The following is a 22,618-nucleotide window of genomic DNA, read 5'->3' as shown; positions in this document are numbered from 1 at the left end:
GGCGGATCAGGCCGCCGGCACGATGTCCTTTTCGCCGAGCTCGATGATGGTCGCGGTCTTGCGGGCTGCGGCCGCTTTCAGCTGTGCCGGCAAATCCTCAAGGCGGGCGACCTTCACCGCCTCGCAGCCGAAGCCCTTGGCAAGGATCTGGAAATCGGGCGTGTAGATATCGACCCCGATGGCCGGAATCTGGTTCGAGACCATGTAGGATTTGATCTCGGAATAGCCATTATTGTTCCACAGCAGGATAATGACCGGCACCTGCAGTTCGCGCGCCGTCGCCAGTTCCTGCAACGAGAATTGCAGGCCGCCATCGCCGATGACGCAGACGACCGGTCGCGTGGGCGCCGCGAGCTTGGCACCGATAGCGGCCGACAGGGCATAGCCGAGCGTGCCGTAACCGGTTGCCGAGCAGAACCAGGAACGCGGCGCCGGCGCTTCGTAGGCAATGCAGCCGGCATAGACCGGCTGGGTCGAATCGCCGACGATGACGGCATCGGCCAGCGTGTCGCGAATGCAGTCCAGCGTCTTGACGCAGGCCTGATAGAGCGGGCTCAGGGATTTGCGCAGGCGGCTGCGGGCCGTCTCGGCGCGGGTCGCACCATCCCGCTTTTGCGGCGAGAGATGCGGCAGCAGCGCTGCGACGGCTTCGCCGACATCGGCAACGATCGGCAGATCGACCAGTTCGGTGCGCGCCAGCTGCGTTTGATCGATATCGATACGGATGCTCTTGCCCCTGAACTTGGCACCACCCGTGCTGTTGAAATTGAAATCGGTCGGCCCGAGCTCGGTGCCGAGCGCGAGGATGAGATCAGCCGCTTCGATCAGTTGAATGATCGCATCCATCGATGGGCTGCACGGTACCGACAAAGGATGACCGACGGGCAGCAAGCCGCGACCGTTCACTGTCGAGACCACGGGCGCGTCCAGCTTCTCGGCTAATTCGCGCACCAACGACCCCGAATCCTGCGCGCCGCCACCAACCAGGATGAGCGGCGTCGCCGCTTGCCCGATCATCTCCGCCGCCGCCTCGACAGCGGGTTTCGCGGCACCGGGCCGCATGGGCAAACCGCGCCGCGCAATCGGCGGCAGCTTGTCCGCCGCGGCGGTGATGATGTTGAGCGGCAGCTCGATATGGACAGGCCGCGGTCGGCTGCCGTTGAAGATGGAGAAGGCGCGCGCCATCACCATCGGCAGTTCGTCGGGCGACGTAATCGTGTGGCTGAAGGCCGAAACCTGACGCACCAATTGGCGTTGATCCTGCAGTTCATGCAGCCAGCCATCGCCCGACCCCATCTGCCCGAAAGCGTTGACGGCGGAAATGACGAGCATCGGGATGGAATCGCCATAAGCCTGCGCCATCGCGGTGGCGATATTGGTCATGCCGGGGCCGGTGATGATGAAACAGGCTGCGGGCTTTCCGGTGACACGCGCATAGCCGTCGGCCATGAAGCCCGCGCCCTGCTCGTGGCGCGGCGTGATGTGGCGTAGTTTCGTCGCCGGCATGCCGCGATAGAGCTCCACCGTGTGGACACCTGGAATACCGAAGACCGTATCGATGCCATAGGCTTCGAGAAGCGAAGCCAGATACATGCCGACGGTATACATGGGGAACTCCTATCCATTCTCGCGCGCTTCGACGATGAGCGCGTCTACTGCAACCACGCCGCGACCCTGCGGCAAAACCAGGAGGGGATTGATATCCAATTCAGCCAGTGTCGCGCAATGCGTCTCAGCATAGGCGGCGATGGCTTCGATGGCCGCAACCAGCGCCGGCAGATCGCCTTTGGGCCGTCCGCGGAAGCCATCCAGCAGCGGAAGCATCTTCAGACTGCGGATCGCCCTTTCGATCTCGCCTTTTGCGGCCGGCAGCAGCAGACGTGCTGCATCCTTCAGTATCTCCACGTAAATTCCGCCGCTGCCAATGACCATGACCGGACCGAAATGCGGGTCGACTTTCACGCCGACCAGCATTTCCGCGACGACGTCGCCCACCATCGGCTCAACCAGGAAGCGATCGACCGACAATCCCGGATTTGTCTTGCGGATATTTTCGGTGATCTCGGCGCCGGCGGCCACGACGGCATCAGGTCCGACGAGCCCCAGTCGAACGGCACCGACCTCGGTCTTGTGGGGGAGGTCGGCGCTCACTGCCTTGAGGACGACCGGTCCCTGGAAAGTCCCGGCGATGTCCCTGAGGTCGGCCAGCCTCGCAACCTTGCCGGCTGGAATCGGCAGGCCGAAGGCAACAAGGCGGGCCTTGCTTTCGACCTCGTCCAGGCATGATCGCCCGGCCGGTTGCGCGATGGCCCCGACCGGCACGCGCGGCAGATCGCCCTGCCGGGCGCGTTCACGGGTGGCGGCGAAGTCCGCCATGCGCCCGATGACGTCGCAGGCATCGTGCAAGCCTTGCAGTGGGATCAGGCCGCCTTCCAGCACCATGCGGCGCATCTTGTCCGGCATCGATTCGGGGTTGACCGAGATGACGGCGCCGGGCTTTCCCGTGTCGCCACAAGCCGCCACCATCGCCCGTACCATCGCGGCCAAAGCCGCGTCGACCGGCGCATCGGCAGCGACACGCGGATGATCGATCACGATGGCACCCATGTCATAATCGCCAGCCAACATCGCGGTAAACATGGGTGTCAGTTGCCGTTCCTGGCCCCAATAGCCGGCGGTGAAATCGAGCGGATTGCTGGCAGCTCCGTAATCCGGCAGCAGCGCCGCGACCGTCTCGGCCTGGGCCGGACTTGGGGGTGGCAAGTCGAGCCCGGCGGCACTCGCAAAATCTGCCGACATACCATTGTCGCCGCCGGAGCTGGAGAAGATGGCAAGCCGCCGCCCCTGGGGCAGTGGCGACACGGACAGTCCCTTGAGCAGTTCCAGGAAATGCGGCACCGATTTTGCGTTCATGATGCCGAGACGCGCGAACAAGGTGTCGTAGAGATCGTTCTGCCCCGCCAACGAACTGGTATGGCTCGCCGCTACCTTGGCGCCAAGCTCCGACACGCCGACGCGCAAGGCGACGATCGGCACGCCCTTGCGGAGCGCCTTCAGCGACGCCAGCGAAAAGGACGCGATATCACGGATGCCTTCGAGAAAGATGCCGATCGCCGTCACCTGCGGATCGTCGGCGAGCACATCGATGTAATCCTCGAAGCCCAAGATCGCCTGATTGCCGGCGCTGATGATGTAGCTGAACGGCACGTCACGCTGGTTCATCGACAGATTGATGCAGAGATTGCCGCTCTGGCCGATGATGGCGGCACCCCGCTTGGCCATTCCCACGGGATAGGGTGTCGGCCACATGCTGCCGTGGGTGATGTAATTGATGATGCCGAAACAGTTCGGACCGACCAGCGCGAGGTCGCCGGCCGCATCGAGCAAGGCTTTCTGACGCGCGGCACCGGCGGCGCCGATTTCAGCAAAGCCCGACGCATAGCAAACCGCCCCGCCCACGCCGATCTCAGTCAGTTCATGCAGCGCTTCGATGGTTGCATCGGCCGGGATGCCGATGAAGGCCGCATCCGGCGCCACCGGCAAATCGCGCAAATGACGCTGACAAGGAATGCCCTCGATCTCAGCTTTCTTCGGGTGGACGGTGAAGATCTGCCCCTGATAGCCGGCCTGGCGGCAATGGCGGATGGCATGACCCGCGAGATCGCCGCCCAGAAACACCATGTGTCGCGGCGCGAGCAGGCGCCGCAGATTGTCCCGGCGGGCGGCAACGATTTGATCGGCTGCTGTCATGAGCGCCACCGTCATTTCCGGGTGCGCAGGGCCTGCCAATCCGCATCGGACATATGCTCGCCCACGAAATTGAACTGGCCGGCACCTTGCAGCCATTCGCCACCATCGATGGTCACGACCTCGCCATTGATGTAGCCCACCGCGTCGGACATGAGGAAGGCCGCAAGATTGGTCAACTCCTCATGCCGCCCAGCGCGCCGCATCGGATTCTTCGCCTCGAAGGCGGCGGCCATCTCTGGCTTTGGCACCAGCCGTTCCCAGGCGCCGGCGGTCGGAAAAGGTCCCGGCGCAATAGCGTTGAGGCGAATGCCGCGTCCCCCCCATTCCACCGCCAGCGAACGCGTCATGGCAAGAACACCGGCCTTGGCCATCGCCGACGGCACCACATAGGCCGAGCCGGTCCAGGCATAGGTGGTGATGATTGAGAGAACATTGCCCCGCGCACCCGCAGCCAACCACCTCTTGCCGCAACCCAATGTCATGTAGGCCGACCCATGCAGGACAATCCCAAGCACGGCATCGACAGCACGGGGACTCAGCCCTTCACTCTGGGCAATGAAATTGCCGGCCGCATTGTTGATGAGGCCGGTGAGCGGTGCTTCCGCCCAGATCCAATCCAAGAGGGCCTCGACCTGCGCCGCATCGCGCACATCGCAGGTTTTGAACAGCACCCGGCCACCGGTCTCGCCCATCAACTCGGCGGCAGTATCGGCAAGGACCTGCTCACGCCGCCCACAGATGACGATCTCGGCGCCGAGTTGCAGGAAGTGCCTGGCGATCGACTTGCCGATCCCCGTTCCACCCCCCGTGATCAAGATACGCTGGCCGGCCAGCAGGTCTTTCGAGAACGTCATTTCCTTGTCTCCCCATTCTTGCCGCCGCGACTATTCGGTCTCTCGCCGAAAAGATCGAGCAGCCAATCCCGGATGATGATGGCGGCGTCTTCGGTGCCATAGGCATGCTTGTCCATCAGCCAGCCGATCCAGAAACCGTCGATCATCTGCGTGTAGGTGAGGGCCGCCTTCTCGGCATCGATGGCGAGCCCGCGTTGCGCTGCCGCCTCTGCGATGATGCGCCCGACCCATCGCCGATAGCGCCGCGACAGTTTGTGATAGAGTTCCAGCATCTGCGGGTTCCACGGCGCCACCCCCCAGCAGGCGAGCCAGACCATCGCGTTGGCGCGGCTCTCCTTGGCGCGCTTGAATGCGACCTCCGTCGCCGCCAAAAGCTGGTCCAACGGGTCCGGCCCGGCGGCGCGGACGGCCTCGCGCGTATCGGCATCGGCCTCGACCACCAGGAAGCGGAACGCTTCCAGCAGCAAATCGTCCTTGCCCTTGAAGTAATGGCTGATGAGGCCGCGCGACAGGCCAGCCTCATCGCAGATCGTCTGCACCGTCGAATTGTTATAGCCTAGTGCGGCAATGGAGGCGATCGTGCCGCGGATGAGGTCCTGGCGCCGCGCCTCGATGGTCTTGGTCCGTTTGGGAGCGGGCGCCATCTAGACCGCCCGATGGTCGCGCAGGATATCGCGCGCGATGATGTCGCGATGGATTTCCGAGGTACCTTCCCAGATCCGCTCGATCCGGGCATCCCGCCAGAAGCGCTGGATGGGGAAGTCTTCCATCATGCCCATGCCGCCGAAGATCTGGACGGCATGATCCGCGACACGGCCGATCATTTCCGAACCGTGGAGATTGACGATCGACGCCTCGTGGCGGGTGAGCGTGCCGCGATCCATTTTCCACGCGGCCTCCATCACCAGCAGGAAGCAAGTCTTGATGTCGACGGCCATGTCGGAAATCTTGAATCCAGTGCCCTGGAACTCACCAATCGTCCTGCCGAACGCCTTGCGGCTGGCCGCCCACTCGCATGACATGTCGAAGATGCGCTCGGCCCGACCGCAGCAATTGGCGGCCAGCATGACGCGCCCGGCATAGAGCCAATCATTGGCGAAGTCGAACCCCTTGCCTTCCTCCCCCAGAATCTGGGCATGCGGCACCCGCACATCGTCGAGATAGATCATGTTGGGATTGTAGCCCCGCGTGCAGATCGACTTCATCGGCTTGATGGTGACGCCCGGCAGGTCATGGTCGATGAGGAAGGCCGTGAACCGCTTGCGCTGACCCTTGGGCGTTTCGTCGATCCCGGTAACGGCGAACAGCACCATGAAATCGGCTGTGTCGGCGTGCGAAATGAACTGCTTCACGCCGTTGATGACCCAATCGTCCCCGTCCCTCCTGGCGCTCGTCACGATCGCCTTGGCATCCGAGCCACCACCCGGCTCGGTCAAAGCGAAGCAATCGGTCCGCTCACCGCGGATGACGGGCATCAGATAGCGTTCGATCTGATCGCCCTGACAGGCCAGCAGAATCTTGGTCGGGCGCTTGAGCAGCAAGGAGAGCGCCGTCGACGGCTTGCCGAGTTCCCGCTCGACCAAGGCCATCGTTTCGTAATCGAGCCCGCCGCCCCCCAGTTCCGCCGGCATGTTCATCGCCAGGAACCCGGCATCGCGGGCCTTGGCAACGATATCGGCTGCAAGATCGGACGGCACGGCGCGCAGTTCCTCCACCACATTCTCGTGGGGCAGGAGTTCCCGTTCGACGAAGACCTTGAGCGAGTCGATGAGCGATTGCTGTTCGAATGAGAGTGAGAAATCCATGATGGCGCCCCTTTTACCTGGCTACCGCCCGACGAAGACCGGCGGACGACGTTCATTGGCGGCCGCCAACCCCTCGGCATGATCTTCCGTCTCGGCGCAGATCTTTCCGGCCCGGTCTTCTGCGATGAGCTGCTCAGCGAAACTGCGGCGATAGGCGTTGTCGATCAGTGACTTCGCGAGCCCGATGGCGATCGTTGGACCAGCCGCGAGCTTTGCGGCCAGAGCCAATGCGCGTTCCTCGAGCGCTTCCGGCACCGCGATTTCAGTGACCATGCCGACCGACCGGGCCTTCTCCGCATCCCAGGCATCACCGGTAAAGGCGAAGAGCTTCGCCGCCTCGATACCGATGAGGCGCGGCAGCAGCCATGAGCCACCGGCGTCCGGCGGATAGCCGACCCGCGTATAGGCGCAGATGAAGCGCGCCTTGGCCGAGGCGATGCGGAAATCGCAGGCCAGCGCGAAATCGAGACCGCCACCGGCCGCCGGCCCGTCCATCATCGCAATGGTCGGTTTCGGAAAGCCCGCAATCTCCTGCACCAGGCCGGTCGCTTCGCTGACCCAATCATGGCCGGGATGCTGGTTGATGCCCTTCTGCAGGTCGGCCCATTCCTTGACGTCGGCACCGGCAGAAAAGGCGCCGCCGCGACCGGTCAAGACCAGTACCCGCACCGATGGCGCGGCAGCGGCGGCGGCAAAGGCCGCGCGCAATTGCAGCAGCACGCCGGTGCTGATGGCATTTCGCACCTCCGGCCGGTTGATGGCCACGATTCGCACAGGACCGCGATCTTCAATCTCCACCAGAGTGCTCATGCCCCGCTCCCCCGCCCTCGATTCATCACCGGCAGGGGAAGCTTTCACAAATTGGACGATCGTTCAAACGATAAATTGGACAAACGTCCAAACCAATGCCCCGTTGTTTGCGGCGCACAAAGAGCATGCGGACGAGCGGAGCCCGCAGGAATGCCAGAAAAGGCCTTATGACTGGCCAGCGACCCGGTAAATGGCGCTGCCGATGATGGTTTCGCCAGGCTGCGTGGGTGGCAGGTTATAGTTGGCCGCCAACGCGTCATGAACGCCGACGAATTCCACGATTCGGCCGCAATCGAGTACCCACCATTGCGGGATGGCCTCACCGTCGAGCTCGGCGATCGGCGGTCCGGCTTCGACCGGCACTACCGGATGCCACTTGCCGTCGATTGAGACGGCATTCTTATAAGGCAAGACAATGCAACGAGCCCGGCGCCAGGCACGCAGCAGTTTTTCTACGAACGAAGGGGGTGTATCGGACTTGGTCATCGGCAAGGAACATGAGAGGCGGCTATGCCTGCGCTCATACCAGAGTCCCGCGCCCAATACCTTGCGACGTTTTGACAAGACACCTATGCGGACACGCTGGGATCTACCGCCGCCAGCACGTCGACAATCGTCCTACTGGGCAGCTCTCGCGTGCCGCGACCCCTTTAGGTACTGCGCGAGTTGCGTATCGTCCGTCGAGATATGGGTCATCCACCAGCTACTGAGAAGATTGAGAAGATCGGTGCCCGCTTCGCGATGCCCTTCCTGGTAGCGATCGTGCAACTGATTCAAGCGGCGCATGAGCCATTCATGCGCCTTGCCATGCTCCTCAGTCTCCGGGTAGCCGCGCGATCGCATCAGCGCCTCCTCGTTCGTAAAGTGGGTTCGCGTATATTCCACCATCCGCCGGAAGCTCGCTTCGACTGCTGCTGGTTTTTCGTCTGTTGCGATCGCGCGGTGCAGATCATTGATTGTTGCCATGATCTGCCCATGCTCTTCGTCGATCGCCTTTTCGCCGATATGGAGTCCATCATTCCATTCGACCAGGTCGCCACCGCCGCCACCGTCCGCTTTCCGGACCTTGTCGAGAAAATTGGCCACGTTCAGCTTCAGGGTTTCGGTCTGCCTGGACAGTTGATTGGTCGACGCAGAAATGTCGTTGGCGAGCTCGGCCGACTTAGCCGCCGACGAAAGCACTTGGTGTATGCTGCTTGTCACCATCGCGCTGCCGGCTGATGCTTGCTCGACGTTGCGCGCGATTTCCGCTGTGGCAGCCCCCTGTTCTTCGACTGCGGCCGATATGGACGAAGATACTTCGTTGATCTGTTTCACCGCATCGGTGATCTGGTGAATGGAAGCCGCGGTCGCTCCGGTCGACGCTTGGACCTCGCCAATCTGACGACCGATATCTTCGGTGGCCTTGGCGGTCTGGTTGGCCAGTGACTTTACCTCGTTGGCGACGACCGCAAATCCGCGCCCTGCCTCGCCGGCGCGCGCTGCCTCGATCGTCGCATTGAGGGCAAGGAGATTGGTCTGTTCAGCAATATCGGTGATAAGGCGTACGACATCCCCAATCTTCCCAACCGTTGCCACCAAGCTTGTCATTTTCTCGCCGGTGCTGTCGGCAACTTCCGTAGCTTGGTTGGTCAGCGTCGAGGATTGACTGACCTGGCGGCTGATTTCCTGAATCGATGCCGCCAGCTCCTCGGTCGAACTGGCAACGGATTGAATGTTCGTGGTCGATTCCTCAGCAGCGGATGCAACCGACGCGGAGAAGTTCTTGGTTTCGGCCGCCCCCTTGTCGACGCTAGATGCTGTGGCACTCATCACTTGCTCGGCATGGCTTAGGCCGTCGAGTACGCTCCGGATCGTCAATTCGAACTGACTGATATAGGAATTGACCTTGGCCTGCTTGTTGTCGCGTTCCCTTTGCGACGCGAGCTGTTCCTTGCCGAGCCGATCGGCGCGTATCATGCTGTCGCGAAACACTTCCACTGACCTGGCCATATCACCTACTTCGTCGCCGCGATCAACGCCGCTCACGGTTGCTGACTGATCACCCTCGGCCAGGCGCATCATCACATTCGTCATCGCACCGATCGGCCTGGTAATTCCTCGCGCGATTGCTGCACCCAGAAGAATGGTAACGACGAAAAGGAGAAGTGCCGCCACAAGAACTGTCAAAAGAACGCTGCGCGCATCATTTCCGAGCGCGTTGGCGTGCTCGACAAGCTTGGCGGCAATGTCCGCTTCAACTTTCTCGACAAGGCCAATCCTCTTCGTCGCAGCGGCGAACCAATCGGGTGCTTTGACACCTTGGGTATCTCCACTCGCCACGCTATCGAACGCGATCTGCCGCAACCGATCGACCTCGACCGTCACGGGATCCTTCGATAGTTGCGCCAACGCTGCGACCAGATCGGCTTCCGCCATCGAGTTGAACCGATCGAAGAAGGCGCCCTGCTCGGCGATGAGTCCGACAAACTTTCTGTAGAGTTCGCCGTCGAACTTTCCGGCACCAAAGCCGGCGCCACCCATCGCGCGCTCGACTCCCATACGTTCCTTGCCTTGGAGGAACGCGGCATAGGCAAGAATGGCTCGGGTCACTTCTGCATTTTGGCTGAAGGGTGCCATCTTTTCGACGCTGGCCAACAGCTGCCGAATGATGGGCGTGTAGTAGGCCGCCATATCCGGCACGCCCATCTTCAGTCCGTCGACGGCCGAGCGCATCTCAGGAAGCTTGGCAAGGGCCGCGGTCGCCTTTTCGACGGAACCGGTGATGACGACGAGCGACGGATCGGCGCCGGGGCCAAGACGGGATACCAGTTGCTGCAACTGGGCATCCGTTGCCTGCCGCTGGGTCTTCAACTCGTCCCCGTATTGCTTGCCCTTGCTGCCCAGGAAGATCGCGGAGGCGCCCCGCTCGCGCTGCAATTCATGAACCAGAGCACTGATTTCGGGCGCCAGTTGTGCCATCGATTCGAGCTGCTGCATTTCCGACCAAAGGCGGTACTTGTCTGCAACAGCAAACAGCGAGACGGCGAGAAGGCCGACCATTGGAATGAACAGGCCGATGAAGATGCGCTTGCCGATACGAAGATCGTTGAAGGCTTTGAGCATGTACACCCTCCGATTGCGCGAGACCTACCTTGACGCCAATTGGCATTCTGAAATTGCGATCTGATGTCGGGCGAAATCTTGGGGTCGCCCCTCACGGATATATAAAAACGACGCGCACCGGAATTCCGGGCCAGCCATAGGGGCAACACTTGCCGCTGCCGACAGGCCGAGGGGACGTCGCGAAGCGACATGCCCGGCATCAGCAGCGAGCCAGCGCCCCTGCGTTTCTCTATGGCGGAGATGCGCCGCCCCATTTCCGGTAACTGCAATCTTCGGGCGCACAAGCGATGAGTGCAATAAGAAACAAATCTTCGCCCGCCGAAGGGATCAACTCCTAGTCAGCGGCAAAGTCAGCACCAAGAAAGCCGATGAAAATCCGACTTCTGTGCGCGCGTTGAAGGCTTCCACCTCAACGAGCGAGATAGAGGTGGTTTTTGCTGCCTGGGTAAAGCGACAGCGCTATTGCTGCTTAGCAGTCAGGACACGAGGAGATCAGCCGGCACTGGCGTGATAGGCCATGTATTTGTGCCGGGTGGCAATGCGATCTGCCAGATATTTGGCATCGTGCCACACGCCCCAAATGAAGCTTGAGCCGCGCCGCGATTGCCAAGGCAGGCCCAGGAAGTAAATGCCAGGCACGGGGGATACGCCGCGAAGATGCTTCGGGCGACCCTTCTCATCGAAGCCATCCACCTTAAGCCAGCTGTAGTCGGCCGAGAAGCCTGTGGCCCAGATGATCGAGGCGACGCCTGCCTCTTTCAGATTCAACTGCAGGATTGGATGGCTGACGCATTCCGGATCCGCACCGATCTTCCGCGCCTCCGGTTCCTCGGGCAGGTCGAGGCCGTTCTGGGCAATGAAGGCGTCGGCCTCATCCAGAACCGACAGATAGTTCGCATCGCCGTTCGCCAAATTCTTGGCAAGGTCGTTGGCGAAGGTCATCGCGCCGTGCTGGTACGATTGAGTACGGCCGACGAGCGTGATTCCAAGAGCAGTCAGACGGCGGAAGTCGATGGTATAGCCACCGTGCGCACCGCTCACGGCGATGGTGACATGTTCCATGCCCGGCCCACGCGTATCGAGGTCCCATTTGCCGAGAACGCCAAGCCACCAGCAGAAGTCGCGCCCGCGGTATGACCGCGGCGGACGATCGTGGGGACCGACCGACAGATAGACCTTCTTGCCGGCACGCGCGAGTTCATCGGCAATCTGCACACCGGACGAGCCGGCGCCGACGACGAGCACAGCGCCTTGCGGAAGTTGCCCCGGATTGCGGTAGGCGCTGGAGTGGATTTGCAACAATCCGGCATCCGCAGGCACGGCATCCGGCATGATCGGCACCTGGAACGGCCCGGTCGCGGCAACCACATTGTTGGCTTCGAAAGTACCGTTCGTGGTCTCGATGCGGAAGCCGGGCTGACCGGCAATCCTCTCGACGCTCTTCACCTCGACACCGCAGCGGATCGGCGCTTTGATCATCTCGGCATAGGCGACGAAATAGTCGGCAACTTCCTCCTTGGGGGGAAATCCGTCAGGCCCAGTCTTTGGAAACTCCATGCCGGGAAAGCGGTCATGCCAAGCCGGGCCGTTGGCGACAAGCGAGTCCCATCGCTCCGACCGCCAGCGCTCGGCGATCCGGTGCCGCTCAAGAATGAGATGCGAGAGGCCGCTCTTGCCGAGATGCTCGCTCATCGCCAACCCCGCCTGCCCGCCGCCCACGATCAGCGTATTCACCTTCTCGACTTGCATTCCCATTTCCTCTTCTCTCGGGCAACCGGCGATATCGACCTCACCTTGGCGCCACGGACGATGGCAGCGATAAGAACACGGGCAGTGTCATCAATAAATTATGGTTTTTTGTCGTTTAGCATAGAAAAAACAGAAGCAAGCCAACAAGCATGGTCGCCTGCGAGGTGCAGAACCTGCAGCTTTAGCTCAGCTTGTTAATTTCAAAAGGAAAATGGCGGAGGGGATGGGATTCGAACCCACGATACGGTTTAACCCGTATAACGGTTTAGCAAACCGTCGCCTTCAGCCACTCGGCCACCCCTCCGCACCGGCAACCTATCGAGTGGCGCGTTTTCACGACGTATGCGGGGCCTTTACTAATGGGGTGCCGCTGGAATGTCAAACGATCGCCCACGGCCGCGCGACCGCAGACAGGACTCATATGAAATCAACAGGTTAGGTACGGCGATCGAGCTGTTTCGAGCCGAACAGGATCTCGCGTTCCTGGGCCGTGAAAGGCTTGCTGCGGCTGCGGTCATGAAGAACCTCGAGCCCCCGCTGCACGGCCGGGCGCTCGCCGATGGCGTCGAACCAGCGTTTGAGGTTGGGATGGGCGTTCAAATCCTGCCCTTGCCGGTCCCAATAGCGCAGCCACGGCCAGGTGGCGATATCGGCAATCGTGTAGCTATCGCCGGCAAGATAGGTCGCTTCGCCGAGTCGCGCGTCGAGGACACGGTAGAGCCGGGTCGTCTCGTTCGTATAGCGGTCGATCGCATAAGGATAGGGCTCGGGCGCGTAGGCGCGGAAATGATGCGTCTGCCCCAGCATCGGCCCGACGCCGGCCATCTGGAACATCAGCCATTGCAGCGTCGCCATGCGACCGCGCAGATCGGCGGGCATCAACTGTCCGGTTTTCTCGGCGAGATAGATGAGCATCGCGCCGGATTCCATCAGCGCGATCGGCTTGCCGTCGGGCCCGTCCGGATCGACCATCGCCGGAATCTTGTTGTTGGGACTGATCTTCAGGAAGGCCGGCTGGAACTGGTCACCGGCACCTATATCGACGGCATGGGCGTTGTAGGGCAGCCCCATTTCCTCGAGCGCGATATGGATCTTGTGCCCGTTGGGTGTCGGCCAGGTGTAAAGCTCGATCGGCGCGCTCATCTCGTCCCGTCCCTCACGCCGCCTTGGCCAGCGCGTTGAGGCCGCGCTGAACGGCCGGCCGCTCCGCGATCTTCGCGATCCATTTCACCACATGCGGAAAGTCGCGCATGTCCTGACCGTATTTCTCGCTGCCCTTCACCCAGGGCCAAGCGGCGATATCGGCGATGGAGAATTCGGAATCGCCCAGATAGGCGCTGTCCTTGAGGCGCTGCTCCATCACCCGCAACAGGCGCGTCACTTCATTGGTGTATCGATCGACGGCATAGGGGATACGCTCCGGCGCCACCGAGCGGAAGTGCCAAGCCTGACCGTACATCGGCCCGATGCTGGCCATCTGGAACATCAGCCATTGCAGCACGTCGTAACGGCGGTGCTTGTCGGCGGGCAGGAACTTGCCGCTCTTCTCGGCAAGATAGATGAGGATCGCCCCGGATTCGAAGACGGCGAGCGGCTTTCCATCGGGCGTATCGTGATCGACGATCGCCGGTATCTTGCTGTTGGGATTGACCGCCAGATATTCGGGCCGGAACTGGTCGCCGCGGCTGATGTCGACCTTGTGCAGCCGGTAAGGAAGGCCCGTTTCCTCCAGCATGATATGGATCTTGTGGCCGTTGGGCGTTGCCCAGGAATAGAGGTCGATCATCCCGTTAAAACCATCTCATCGCCATCCCGTGCATTGCCGCCCGCGCTTTTGTTGACCGCGCTTGTTGACCGGCACCCGTCCCAGCGGGCCAAGATCGCCTTTCCCAAGGCGATCTCGTGATGCTGTGGCACTGTCGCGGGAAAAGGTGACCGGTGCAAGGGTGCTTTACCGTACCGCCGCAAACGGGCAGTCTGCGCCCCAGGCATTCTCGCGCCGACGGCAGCAATCCTTTGGGCCGCTCGCCCGGTCGGGGCCCTTCTAGCAACGAAGTATGACGGTTTGGTGATGGAAAGACCCTATAGCGGATATGCCGAATTGATCGGCTACGAACTGGTTGCCAAGGACAAGGACTTTGCGCGGCTGCAATTGGTCATCGAACCCAAGCATCTCAACCGCATGGGCGTTCCGCATGGCGGGTCGATGGCGACCTTGCTCGACACCGCGACCGGTTTTGCGGTCGCCTTCGCCAGCGGGCCGGACCGGGTGTTGAAAGCCGTTACGGTGTCGATGAACGTGCAGTTCGTGGGCCAGGGCCGACCGGGTGAAACGGTGACGGTCGAAGGGCGGCGGACCGGCGGTGGCAAGACCGTGGCCTTCGCCCAGGCCGAGGTACGCGGCGATGACGGCCGCCTCCTCGCGAGAGGCGATGCCGTCTACCGTTTCCTCGAAAAGTGGCGTTGAGGCGGAAGGTTATTCCGCCGGCTGGCGGTTCGGCCGCGGCGCACCGAGGTCAAGGCGCTTATACTCCGCCGTGATGCCGCCGGTCAGCGCCAAGCCGCACATCTTGAGATCGGCGAGGGCCCCGTAGAAGGCGTTGACGCGGATCAGCGGCTGGTTGTGCTCGACCCACCAATGCGAGGTCACCGCCATGACGACGGCAAAGGCGATGCCGCCGGCACAGAACAGCGGCTCCTGATGGTAGAAGGCGAGGATCGTCGCGATGACGCCGACGATGGTTGCCGAATAGTGCATGCCGCGGGTCAGCGGGTGGCGATGCACATCGAGATAGAGCCGCCAGAATTCGGCAAAGCTCATTTGTACGCCGTCGCGGAAAGTCTTGTCCGTGGTAACGCCGCGAATTCGGCTGCGCCGGCCCGCCTCGGTTAATGACATCAGCTTCTCCCGTCCTTGCCGGGGGTCATGGATCTGACCCCTTCACCGCATCCCTTAACGATGATCTTAACGCCGAATTCTGACGTCTGTCTAACAAAGATGCGGATATTTCCCCGCCTCACCGAGGCGTGAACGGAGCGGTCGGAGAGCGTCAGGTGCCGGTGAATTGCGGGCGCCGCTTTTCCAGGAAAGCCGCGATTCCCTCGCGATAATCGGCCCCTTCGACGGCGGCATAACTCTCGGCGATCTCGCCCGCCTCCAGGGGGCGCTTCTCCAGGCAGCGCAACGTGAATTTCTTGTGATTTCTGTGGCTCTGCGGCGAACCGCTCGCAATCTTGGTCGCCAGATCGGTGACGGCGGCGTCGAGATCGGCGGGGGCCACCGTCCGCGTCACCAGATTGCGGCGCGCAGCCCAGTCGGCATCGAAGATATCGCCGCTCAGAAACATTTCCAGCATGGTCGCCCGCCCCAGGAGGTCGACCAGCGCCGATAGCTCAGGGTATGGCATGGTGATGCCGACACGTTGAATCGGGATGCCGAACTTGGCGTCGCTCGCCGCGATGCGCAGGTCGCACATGGCCGCGATCTCCAGCCCGCCGCCCAGGCAATTGCCTTCGATGCGCGCCACGGTCGGCAGCGGAAATGCCCGCAAGGCCCACAACGCGTCCAGCATGATCTCGCCATAGGCTTGGGCAGCGTCCGGCGTGCCGCGCTGGGCGGCAAATTCCGCCATGTCCGCGCCGGCCGCGAAATGCCCGCCGGCACCGGTCACGATCAGGCAGCGCAGATCCGCATCCCGGGCCGCTTGATCGAGCGCATCGGTGAGGCCTCGCCACATCTCGATATTGAGGGCGTTACGTTTTTCCGGTCGGTTGAGCGACAGGGTGGCGATGGTTTCGCGTCGCTCCAGACGGACGAGATCGGTCGGCATTGATGTTTGTTCCCCGCTCCACGGGCGCACTCAAATCCGGCGCCGCCGGCCGCAGACTAAACGACGCCCAAAGCCCCGTCAGCCGCCTTCGCGGCAGGGTGTCAGCCGCCTTCGCGGGATGGTTAATGACCATCCCGTGACAGCTTGCCGAACGGCGGCGTTTCCATCATGGTGGCCGCCCATCGGCCACCGACCAATTGCGGGGCCAAAGCCATATTCAACTGACGATGCTGCATCATGAGTACCGGAAAGCCCACTTTGACCCTCGGCCAGCCCAGCGCGGCGCGACCCGTCGACCGTCGTTTGCTGGTCGGTGATCCGGCGCCCTGGTTCCATTGTGCCAGCAACGTCAACGCCGCCTTCGACTTCTCGACCGCCGCCGGCCGCTATGTGGTGTTGAGCTTCTTCGGCTCGACCTCGAACCCCGTCGGCAAGGCCCTCATCGAAAGTTTCCGCGCGGCGGACGATGTCTTCGCCGATCCGGATTTCTATTGTTTCGGAGTCTCGTTCGATCCGGCCGATCGCGAACAACCGGACCTTGCTGCGGTGCGCCCCGGCTTCGACATCTTCTGGGATTTCGAGCGCAAGGTGGCCGGCCGCTATCAGCTGGCGACGCCCGATCAGCCGGCGGCGGCGTTCCAGCCCATCACCTATCTGCTCGACCCCAATTTGCGCGTCCTCGGCATCTTCGCCACCAATGACGGGAGGCTGCAGGCCGATTCCGTGCTGCAGGTGCTGAAGCGCCTGCCCAAGCTCGGCAATCCGCGCCCCAGCCAGATGCAGGCCCCGGCACTCATCGTTCCCAACGTGCTCGAGCGCGAGCTTTGCCAGCGCCTGATTGAGGGGTATCGCGGCGGCAACCCCGCCGAATCCGGCTTCATGGTCGAACGCGACGGGAAGACCGTGCAGATCCACGATCATCGCCACAAGCGCCGCAGCGATTGGAGCATCAACGATCGCAGCCTCATCGAGGCGATCCAGGAGCGCGTCCGCCGCCGCCTGGTGCCCGAGATTAAGAAGGCCTTCGCCTTCGACGTCACCCGCATGGAACGGCACATCGTCGCCTGCTACGACCAGACCGGCGGCTATTTCCGCGCCCATCGCGACAACACCACCAAGGGCACCGCGCATCGGCGCTTCGCCTGCACCATCAACCTCAATGCCGAGGAATATGTCGGCGGAGACCTGATGTTTCCGGAATTCGGCCGCGCCACCTATCGGGCGCCCACGGGTGGGGCGGTGGTCTTCTCCTGCTCGCTCCTGCACGAGGTGCTGCCGATCATCCGCGGCCAGCGTTTCGCCTATCTGCCCTTCTTCTATGACGAGGCGGCGGCGGCGATCCGGCAGGCCAACAACCCGCATCTGGGCGACGGCGTCCAGGTCTATCAGATGCAGACCTCCCGCCCGGCCCTTGCCCCCCAGGACCGCAAGCCGGACCGCAAGCCCGACCGCAAATCGGAGCGGGGCAAGAATCGGTCGCCGAAACAGGGCCGAAATGGCCCCGGAAAGGGCCCCGGCGGCACCCCGAATCGCCCCTCTGCCGGCAAGCGGCCGCGCTAAGGCGGGGGATACAGGGGGGCGGGGGTTGCAGGGGGGCGGCGCTCTCTCTAAAAGTGCGCCGATCCAACCTCAAACCGGGGCGACCTCATGGCACCTAGCACCACCACCCATTCCGGACCGATCGTCGCCCGCATCCTCCTGGAAATCGCCGCCGTCCATTTCCGCCCCGACGAGCCCTTCACGCTCACTTCGGGCCGCAAGAGCCCGGTCTATATCGATTGCCGCAAGATCATCGCCTTCCCCCGCGCCCGGGCGAAGGTGATCGAGCTTGCCGCCGACCTGGTCGGGCGCGAGATCGGCTATGAGAGCCTCGACGTGGTGGCCGGCGGCGAAACGGCCGGCATCCCCTATGCCGCGTGGCTCGCCGACAAGCTGGGCCTGCCGATGGCCTATATCCGCAAGAAACCCAAAGGGTTCGGCCGCGGCGCGCAGATCGAGGGCGACATGAAGCCGGGTGCCCGCACCCTGCTGGTCGAGGACCTCGCCACCGATGGAGGTTCGAAGGTCAATTTCATCAACGCCATCCGCCAAGCGGAGTGCGAGGTCGCCCACGCCCTCGTCGTCTTCCATTACGGCATCTTCCCGCAATCGCTGACGACCCTCGGCGATCTCGGCGTGAAGCTGCATGGTCTTGCCACCTGGTGGGACGTCCTCGAAGCGGCGCGCGACACCGGCCGCCTCGATGCCGGTGAGACCGCGAAGATCCGCGCTTTCCTCGACGATCCGGAAGGCTGGTCGACCGCGCGCGGCGGTTCGGTGAAGGAGGAATAGCCTCCTTGCTTGATCGATACAGTCTGTTATTCTGCCAAGAATAATCGACAGGATCGATCAATGCGGCCCCTCCCGACGCTGCGCCAGCTGCGTTATCTCGTAGCCCTTGCCGAGCACAAGCATTTCGGCCGCGCCGCCGAATCCTGCTTCGCCACCCAATCCACCTTGTCGGCGGGCCTTCAGGAACTTGAAAACCTGCTCGACGTGAAGCTGGTCGAGCGCTCCAAGCGCAAGGTGATGCTGACCCCGCTTGGCGAGGCGATCGTCGCCCGGGCGCGGACCGTGCTGCGCGAGGCCGAGGATATCGCCGACCTCGCCCACGCCTCAAAGGACCCGCTGACCGGCGCCTTGCGCCTTGGCGTCATTCCGACGATCGGCCCCTACCTGTTGCCGCGCGTCCTGCCGCCCTTGCGCCAGACCTATCCCAATCTGCGCCTCTACCTGCGCGAGGATCTGACCGCGCGCCTCCTTGAGGCGCTGGGCGACGGCGATATCGACGTGGCCTTGATCGCGCTTCCCTTCCAGACCGACGAGTTGGAAGTCCGCTCGCTCGGCCACGATCCCTTCCTGCTGGCGGTCCGCGCCGACGATGCCCTGGCCAAGGCAGCGGTGCTCGACCTCGACGCCATTCCGGAAGAGCGGCTGCTGCTGCTCGATGAGGGCCATTGCCTGCGCGAACACGCGCTCGCCGCCTGCCGCCTGGAACCCAGCCGCCACCGCGACGATTTCCGTGCGACCAGCTTGCCCACCCTGGTGCAGATGGTGGCCAACCGGCTCGGCGTCACGTTGCTGCCGAAAATGGCCGTCGATGCGGGTCTTCTGGGTGGTACGGGCCTGGTCGCCAAACCGCTTTCCGCTTCCGCGCCGGCACGCGAGATCGCCCTGGTCTGGCGCCCGACCACACCACGTACGGTGGAGTTCAACCTCCTTGCCGATATGCTGGCCAGCTTCGCGGTGATGCCGGGAAATTAAGACAGCGTGTCGTGCAGGTCGCGGTTGATCGAAAAGACCATGATCTTGTTGACCGTCTCGCCATCGTCGGAAAAGGGCACGAAGATATTCTCTTCGTTGACATAGCGGTCGACGACCTGGAAGTCGTCGACTTCATAGAACGGCGCGCAGGTATCGCACACCGTCTGGTATTTCAGCATCACGGTTTCGACCGAGCGCCCGAAATAGGCCTCGGCGATCGAGCAGCCGGTTGGGTCGCGCCCGCGCAGCGCCACCTCCATCGTGCCGACCAACCGATAAACGAAGCGCCGCGCATCCGGGACCACATCGACCAGCGTGATGTAGGGCAGATAGCGACTTATTTCCGCCGGGTCGACATCCGAACGTTTGGGCATCGCCCGCCCGGCCCGCTTTTCGTGCCAATAGTCGAGAATGAAACGGATATCGGGATGGCACGTGGCCACCCAGTCGGGCTGGTGGTCGCTCATGTCCGGCATGGCGCGATCGCGATCCCCGTTGTTTTTGACTACCCACCGCCCGATTGAAACAGGTCCCGAGCAACGGAGAATATCATTACCATATCGACGGCTTCGCCGTCTTTGGAGAGTGGCAAAAACAGATCCTCGGCTCCGACAAACCGATCCACGGCTTGGAACGGTTCCGCGATATAATGCGGTGCCCGCGTCGCGCAGACGATGTCGTATTGCTCCAAGGCGGCATCGGCCGAGGTCGCGAAATAGGCATCCGCCACCGCCTTGCCGGTCGGGTCGTAGCCGCGCGTCTCCACCTCCTGGGTGCCGACCAGCCGATAGACATAGCGCCTGGCATCGTCGACCACGTCGACCAGCGTGAGATGGGGCAGGAAACGCCGCAGCTCGGCCGGATCGATATCGGCGCGCGCCGGCATCCTCCGGCCCGCACATTTCCCCTGCCAGTAATGCAGTACTTCAAGAATGTCCGGGTGGCATGTTGCCTGCCAATCCGTCATCGAACTTCCTATCTGCCCCAACACCAGGAGAATGTTGGCATCTCACTTGCCGGTCAACGCATCTTTGTGGGGCACGTCAATGTTTGGGCTTGCCTCAAGCGCTGGCGTCATTGAGCTGCGCGACGGATGGGGCATCGAGGGAGAGCTGTGCCGCCGCAACGAGCTCGGCAAGCTGGGTGGGCGACGTGGCGCTGGCGATCGGCGCCGTCACCACCGGCTGCGCCAGCAACCAAGCAATGGCGACCCGGGCCGGCGTCGCCTTGTGGCGGGCCGCCACATCGTCGAGAGCCGCCAGGATGCGCTGGCCACGTTCGCCGAGATATTTCTCGACATCGCTGCCGCGCGCACTTTTTGAGAGATCATCCTTGCTGCGATACTTGCCAGTGAGGAAGCCGCCGGCCAGCGAGAAATACGTGATGACGCCGATCCCGTTGGCGGCACAGATGCCGGCGAGTTCCGCTTCGAACCCGGCGCGTTCGCACAGATTGTATTCGGGCTGGAAGCTTTCATAACGCGGCAGCCCGTCGCGCTTGTGCGCGGCCAGCGCCGCGTTGAGGCGTTCCGCCGTGAAATTGGAGGCGCCGATGCTGCGCACCTTGCCGGCCTTGATAAGGTCGGCATAGGCGGAGAGCGCCTCTTCGACCGGCACGCTGAGATCATCCCAATGCGATTGATAGAGGTCGATATAGTCAGTCTGCAGGCGTTTGAGCGACCGGTCGACCGCGCGCAGGATATAGGCCTTGGAGAGACCTTTTTCGGTTCCGCCCATGTCGGAGCCGACCTTGGTGGCGATGATGACCTTGTCGCGGTTGCCGCGGGCCTTGAGCCAGGTGCCGATGATCGTTTCGGACTCACCGCCCTTGTTGCCCTCGTGCCATTTCGAATAGACGTCGGCGGTATCGATGAAGTTGAAGCCCGCATCGACGAACCCGTCGAGCAGCCGGTGCGAGGCGGTCTCGTCGACCGTCCAGCCGAAAACATTGCCGCCGAAACACAGGTTCGACACCTGGAGCCCCGACCTGCCCAACGCCACCCGCTTCATCGTTCCGCCCCTGCCTTTGATTGAGATTCTTGGTGGCCGCAGCCGACCCTGCCGCGCCTGCCGGGTCAAGCCCTTTCTGGGACAAACCGCGACGAATAGCCTCTGCCACGACCCGGCGGCGGGGTTACCGGCATCTGGCGCGGTCCCATCGCATCGACTACTATTCCGGCTTTCCGCCTTGACCCACTGGACGAGCCTATCATGCTGGCATTGCTCGAAACTTTGTTCCCGAAGAAAAAGAAGAAGAAGGTCGCCAAGACCGATCGCGCGCCCGGCTCGCCCAAGGACGGACAAGGCACCCGCCTTGCCAGCAGTTGGGGGACGGTCCGTGCCCGCCTGGAGGGGATCGGCGCCAAGCATGTCTTTCTTCACGGCGATGCCGCCAGCCTTGCCGCCGCCAAGTCCGAACTGCCGGGCCTTGCCATCAATTGGATCAGCCATGCCGCCCCCGACCAGGAGGCCGGCGCCAAGCATCCCGAGGACCTGGCCTGGAGCGGTGCCGATGCGGTGATCTGTGCTGGCAGCGATCTGCCGGCCCGCTACCGCCAGTCGCTGCGCCTGATGGCAGCCACCGATACGACCAAGCCCGTGTTCTGGGTGGGTGACGGTTTCGAATATTGCGGCGGCACGTTGAGCGCGCCGGCCGAGGCCGACGAGGTCGAGGGGCTGCTCTACAACCACTTTCTGGAATTCTTCGGGGTCAAGGATACGATGCAGTTCCGCATCGAGATCTATCATGGGCCCGAAGTGGTCCGGTACTATCGGATCCTTGAGCCCAACCAATCGCATGTGATCCGTCTCAGCGATCACATCAAGACACGCAAGCATGCAGTGAGCCTGGCTGCCTTCGTCGAGCATCCGGTCCTGACCCGCGACCGGCATTACCGCCTGCGTCTGTGCGCCGACGTCTTCTGGAAAGATTCGCTCACGACGCTGCACAGCGCCCACGAATTCAACCGCAGCCCCGACCGCTTGGTGGAGTTCCGCGCCCCGGCCTGGCTGGTACGCGATGGCGCATTGGCCCTGACCCTGCCCAATTTCGATCGCCGCGCGAAGGCCGAGCATCCGGTCGAATTGTCGGCCGGTGGGGTCAGCAGCAACAGCCCGCGCGATACCTCGCTCTATATCGATCAGTCCGTCATCCGCCGCGGCAATGTCGGCGAAGACCAGATGCTGGGCTGGCGCTATCGCGGCTTCGGCGGATCGAACTGGTTCGTGCTGGAAAATGAAGGCGCCGTCGCCCAGGGGCATCGCGCCAACATCGCCGGCAACCATCATGCCAGCTGTCCCATCATCGACCGCGACGATCTCCAGGCCGATGCCAGCGAGATCGAACGCTTCCGCCGCGTCGAGGAAGCCGGGTTCGTGCTGGAACCGCATCCGGTGCCGATCCTGCCGGCCGG

Annotated in this window: 21 protein-coding genes and 1 tRNA gene; 5 read left to right on the top strand and 17 right to left on the bottom strand. The window is 62.7% G+C overall.

Features of this window, described 5'->3' with window-relative positions:
- Positions 1–6 precede the first annotated feature (6 nt).
- The 12 genes from ACE3PP_RS08780 to ACE3PP_RS08725 all read right to left on the bottom strand — a co-directional run bounded on the left by ACE3PP_RS08780 (position 7) and on the right by ACE3PP_RS08725 (position 13,859).
- Complete coding sequence (locus ACE3PP_RS08780) at positions 7–1,608, bottom strand: 5-guanidino-2-oxopentanoate decarboxylase (RefSeq protein ID WP_374380672.1); 1,602 nt, start codon at positions 1,606–1,608, stop codon at positions 7–9.
- A gap of 9 nt (positions 1,609–1,617) precedes the next feature.
- Positions 1,618–3,750 carry an acetate--CoA ligase family protein gene (locus ACE3PP_RS08775; RefSeq protein WP_374380670.1) on the bottom strand — a complete coding sequence of 711 codons (2,133 nt, stop codon included), beginning with the start codon at positions 3,748–3,750 and terminating at the stop codon, positions 1,618–1,620.
- An 11-nt stretch (positions 3,751–3,761) separates the two neighbouring features.
- On the bottom strand, positions 3,762–4,604 hold the full coding sequence (locus ACE3PP_RS08770) for an SDR family oxidoreductase (RefSeq protein WP_374380667.1): 843 nt from the start codon (positions 4,602–4,604) through the stop codon (positions 3,762–3,764).
- On the bottom strand, positions 4,601–5,248 hold the full coding sequence (locus ACE3PP_RS08765) for a TetR family transcriptional regulator C-terminal domain-containing protein (RefSeq protein ID WP_374380664.1): 648 nt from the start codon (positions 5,246–5,248) through the stop codon (positions 4,601–4,603). The genes ACE3PP_RS08770 and ACE3PP_RS08765 overlap by 4 nt, the downstream gene beginning before the upstream one ends.
- A complete protein-coding gene (locus tag ACE3PP_RS08760) occupies positions 5,249–6,409 on the bottom strand; it encodes an acyl-CoA dehydrogenase family protein (RefSeq protein ID WP_374380661.1) in 1,161 nt (386 codons plus the stop codon).
- A 21-nt stretch (positions 6,410–6,430) separates the two neighbouring features.
- Positions 6,431–7,219: an enoyl-CoA hydratase/isomerase family protein gene (locus ACE3PP_RS08755; protein ID WP_374380658.1), complete on the bottom strand. Its 789-nt coding sequence runs from the start codon at positions 7,217–7,219 to the stop codon at positions 6,431–6,433.
- 165 nt (positions 7,220–7,384) lie between these two features.
- The gene (locus ACE3PP_RS08750) at positions 7,385–7,705 is read right to left on the bottom strand and encodes a hypothetical protein (RefSeq protein ID WP_374380655.1); all 321 of its coding nucleotides are present in this window, start codon (positions 7,703–7,705) and stop codon (positions 7,385–7,387) included.
- A gap of 132 nt (positions 7,706–7,837) precedes the next feature.
- Positions 7,838–10,324 (bottom strand): bacteriohemerythrin, encoded by a 2,487-nt coding sequence (locus ACE3PP_RS08745; protein ID WP_374380652.1) that lies wholly within the window; start codon positions 10,322–10,324, stop codon positions 7,838–7,840.
- Between the two features lie 492 nt (positions 10,325–10,816).
- Positions 10,817–12,073 carry a flavin-containing monooxygenase gene (locus ACE3PP_RS08740; protein ID WP_374380649.1) on the bottom strand — a complete coding sequence of 419 codons (1,257 nt, stop codon included), beginning with the start codon at positions 12,071–12,073 and terminating at the stop codon, positions 10,817–10,819.
- Between the two features lie 212 nt (positions 12,074–12,285).
- Positions 12,286–12,377, bottom strand: a tRNA-Ser gene (locus ACE3PP_RS08735).
- A 131-nt stretch (positions 12,378–12,508) separates the two neighbouring features.
- Complete coding sequence (locus ACE3PP_RS08730) at positions 12,509–13,216, bottom strand: glutathione binding-like protein (protein ID WP_374380646.1); 708 nt, start codon at positions 13,214–13,216, stop codon at positions 12,509–12,511.
- Positions 13,217–13,229: 13 nt separating this feature from the next.
- Complete coding sequence (locus ACE3PP_RS08725; protein WP_374380643.1) at positions 13,230–13,859, bottom strand: glutathione binding-like protein; 630 nt, start codon at positions 13,857–13,859, stop codon at positions 13,230–13,232.
- A gap of 285 nt (positions 13,860–14,144) precedes the next feature.
- Between ACE3PP_RS08725 and ACE3PP_RS08720 the strand changes: the two genes are divergently transcribed.
- Positions 14,145–14,540: a PaaI family thioesterase gene (locus ACE3PP_RS08720; RefSeq protein WP_374380640.1), complete on the top strand. Its 396-nt coding sequence runs from the start codon at positions 14,145–14,147 to the stop codon at positions 14,538–14,540.
- Positions 14,541–14,549: 9 nt separating this feature from the next.
- Here ACE3PP_RS08720 and ACE3PP_RS08715 read toward each other — a convergent pair whose 3' ends face one another.
- A complete protein-coding gene (locus ACE3PP_RS08715) occupies positions 14,550–14,972 on the bottom strand; it encodes an Mpo1-like protein (RefSeq protein ID WP_374380637.1) in 423 nt (140 codons plus the stop codon).
- Positions 14,973–15,123: 151 nt separating this feature from the next.
- Positions 15,124–15,903 (bottom strand): enoyl-CoA hydratase/isomerase family protein, encoded by a 780-nt coding sequence (locus ACE3PP_RS08710; protein ID WP_374380634.1) that lies wholly within the window; start codon positions 15,901–15,903, stop codon positions 15,124–15,126.
- A 237-nt stretch (positions 15,904–16,140) separates the two neighbouring features.
- Here ACE3PP_RS08710 and ACE3PP_RS08705 point away from each other — a divergent pair, with 237 nt between their 5' ends.
- The 3 genes from ACE3PP_RS08705 (at position 16,141) to ACE3PP_RS08695 (ending at position 19,206) form a co-directional block, all read left to right on the top strand.
- Positions 16,141–17,463 carry a 2OG-Fe(II) oxygenase gene (locus ACE3PP_RS08705; protein ID WP_374380631.1) on the top strand — a complete coding sequence of 441 codons (1,323 nt, stop codon included), beginning with the start codon at positions 16,141–16,143 and terminating at the stop codon, positions 17,461–17,463.
- 87 nt (positions 17,464–17,550) lie between these two features.
- Entirely contained in the window at positions 17,551–18,234 is a 684-nt protein-coding gene (locus ACE3PP_RS08700) for an orotate phosphoribosyltransferase (RefSeq protein ID WP_374380628.1), read from the top strand.
- 60 nt (positions 18,235–18,294) lie between these two features.
- The gene (locus ACE3PP_RS08695; RefSeq protein ID WP_374380625.1) at positions 18,295–19,206 is read left to right on the top strand and encodes a LysR substrate-binding domain-containing protein; all 912 of its coding nucleotides are present in this window, start codon (positions 18,295–18,297) and stop codon (positions 19,204–19,206) included.
- Here the strand turns inward: ACE3PP_RS08695 and ACE3PP_RS08690 are convergent.
- From ACE3PP_RS08690 to ACE3PP_RS08680, 3 genes are all read right to left on the bottom strand, one after another.
- Positions 19,203–19,673, bottom strand: a complete 471-nt coding sequence (locus tag ACE3PP_RS08690) for a PAS domain-containing protein (protein ID WP_374380623.1) — start codon at positions 19,671–19,673, stop codon at positions 19,203–19,205. The genes ACE3PP_RS08695 and ACE3PP_RS08690 overlap by 4 nt on opposite strands.
- A gap of 38 nt (positions 19,674–19,711) precedes the next feature.
- Positions 19,712–20,173, bottom strand: a complete 462-nt coding sequence (locus ACE3PP_RS08685; RefSeq protein ID WP_374380620.1) for a PAS domain-containing protein — start codon at positions 20,171–20,173, stop codon at positions 19,712–19,714.
- A gap of 94 nt (positions 20,174–20,267) precedes the next feature.
- Entirely contained in the window at positions 20,268–21,215 is a 948-nt protein-coding gene (locus ACE3PP_RS08680; protein ID WP_374380618.1) for an aldo/keto reductase, read from the bottom strand.
- Positions 21,216–21,416: 201 nt separating this feature from the next.
- Between ACE3PP_RS08680 and ACE3PP_RS08675 the strand changes: the two genes are divergently transcribed.
- On the top strand, positions 21,417–22,618 hold a 1,202-nt coding region (locus ACE3PP_RS08675; protein WP_374380616.1), incomplete at its 3' end, for a hypothetical protein.

The organism is Dongia sp. (assembly GCF_041910485.1).
Classification (GTDB): Bacteria; Pseudomonadota; Alphaproteobacteria; order Dongiales; family Dongiaceae; genus Dongia.
Note: the sequence above shows the minus strand (reverse complement) of the source record. Positions and strands in the feature narration are given on the sequence as shown.

Excerpts from the sequence above, each read along its gene's own strand:
- ACE3PP_RS08750 (WP_374380655.1), bottom strand. The coding sequence starts at position 7,705 with ATGACCAAGTCCGATACACCCCCTTCGTTCGTAGAAAAACTGCTGCGT.
- ACE3PP_RS08780 (WP_374380672.1), bottom strand. The coding sequence starts at position 1,608 with ATGTATACCGTCGGCATGTATCTGGCTTCGCTTCTCGAAGCCTATGGC.
- ACE3PP_RS08775 (WP_374380670.1), bottom strand. The coding sequence starts at position 3,750 with ATGACAGCAGCCGATCAAATCGTTGCCGCCCGCCGGGACAATCTGCGG.
- ACE3PP_RS08745 (WP_374380652.1), bottom strand. The coding sequence starts at position 10,324 with ATGCTCAAAGCCTTCAACGATCTTCGTATCGGCAAGCGCATCTTCATC.
- ACE3PP_RS08730 (WP_374380646.1), bottom strand. The coding sequence starts at position 13,216 with ATGAGCGCGCCGATCGAGCTTTACACCTGGCCGACACCCAACGGGCAC.
- ACE3PP_RS08755 (WP_374380658.1), bottom strand. The coding sequence starts at position 7,219 with ATGAGCACTCTGGTGGAGATTGAAGATCGCGGTCCTGTGCGAATCGTG.
- ACE3PP_RS08770 (WP_374380667.1), bottom strand. The coding sequence starts at position 4,604 with ATGACGTTCTCGAAAGACCTGCTGGCCGGCCAGCGTATCTTGATCACG.
- ACE3PP_RS08705 (WP_374380631.1), top strand. The coding sequence starts at position 16,141 with ATGAGTACCGGAAAGCCCACTTTGACCCTCGGCCAGCCCAGCGCGGCG.
- ACE3PP_RS08685 (WP_374380620.1), bottom strand. The coding sequence starts at position 20,173 with ATGACGGATTGGCAGGCAACATGCCACCCGGACATTCTTGAAGTACTG.
- ACE3PP_RS08680 (WP_374380618.1), bottom strand. The coding sequence starts at position 21,215 with ATGAAGCGGGTGGCGTTGGGCAGGTCGGGGCTCCAGGTGTCGAACCTG.
- ACE3PP_RS08690 (WP_374380623.1), bottom strand. The coding sequence starts at position 19,673 with ATGAGCGACCACCAGCCCGACTGGGTGGCCACGTGCCATCCCGATATC.
- ACE3PP_RS08740 (WP_374380649.1), bottom strand. The coding sequence starts at position 12,073 with ATGCAAGTCGAGAAGGTGAATACGCTGATCGTGGGCGGCGGGCAGGCG.
- ACE3PP_RS08700 (WP_374380628.1), top strand. The coding sequence starts at position 17,551 with ATGGCACCTAGCACCACCACCCATTCCGGACCGATCGTCGCCCGCATC.
- ACE3PP_RS08715 (WP_374380637.1), bottom strand. The coding sequence starts at position 14,972 with ATGTCATTAACCGAGGCGGGCCGGCGCAGCCGAATTCGCGGCGTTACC.
- ACE3PP_RS08725 (WP_374380643.1), bottom strand. The coding sequence starts at position 13,859 with ATGATCGACCTCTATTCCTGGGCAACGCCCAACGGCCACAAGATCCAT.
- ACE3PP_RS08760 (WP_374380661.1), bottom strand. The coding sequence starts at position 6,409 with ATGGATTTCTCACTCTCATTCGAACAGCAATCGCTCATCGACTCGCTC.
- ACE3PP_RS08710 (WP_374380634.1), bottom strand. The coding sequence starts at position 15,903 with ATGCCGACCGATCTCGTCCGTCTGGAGCGACGCGAAACCATCGCCACC.
- ACE3PP_RS08720 (WP_374380640.1), top strand. The coding sequence starts at position 14,145 with ATGGAAAGACCCTATAGCGGATATGCCGAATTGATCGGCTACGAACTG.
- ACE3PP_RS08765 (WP_374380664.1), bottom strand. The coding sequence starts at position 5,248 with ATGGCGCCCGCTCCCAAACGGACCAAGACCATCGAGGCGCGGCGCCAG.
- ACE3PP_RS08695 (WP_374380625.1), top strand. The coding sequence starts at position 18,295 with ATGCGGCCCCTCCCGACGCTGCGCCAGCTGCGTTATCTCGTAGCCCTT.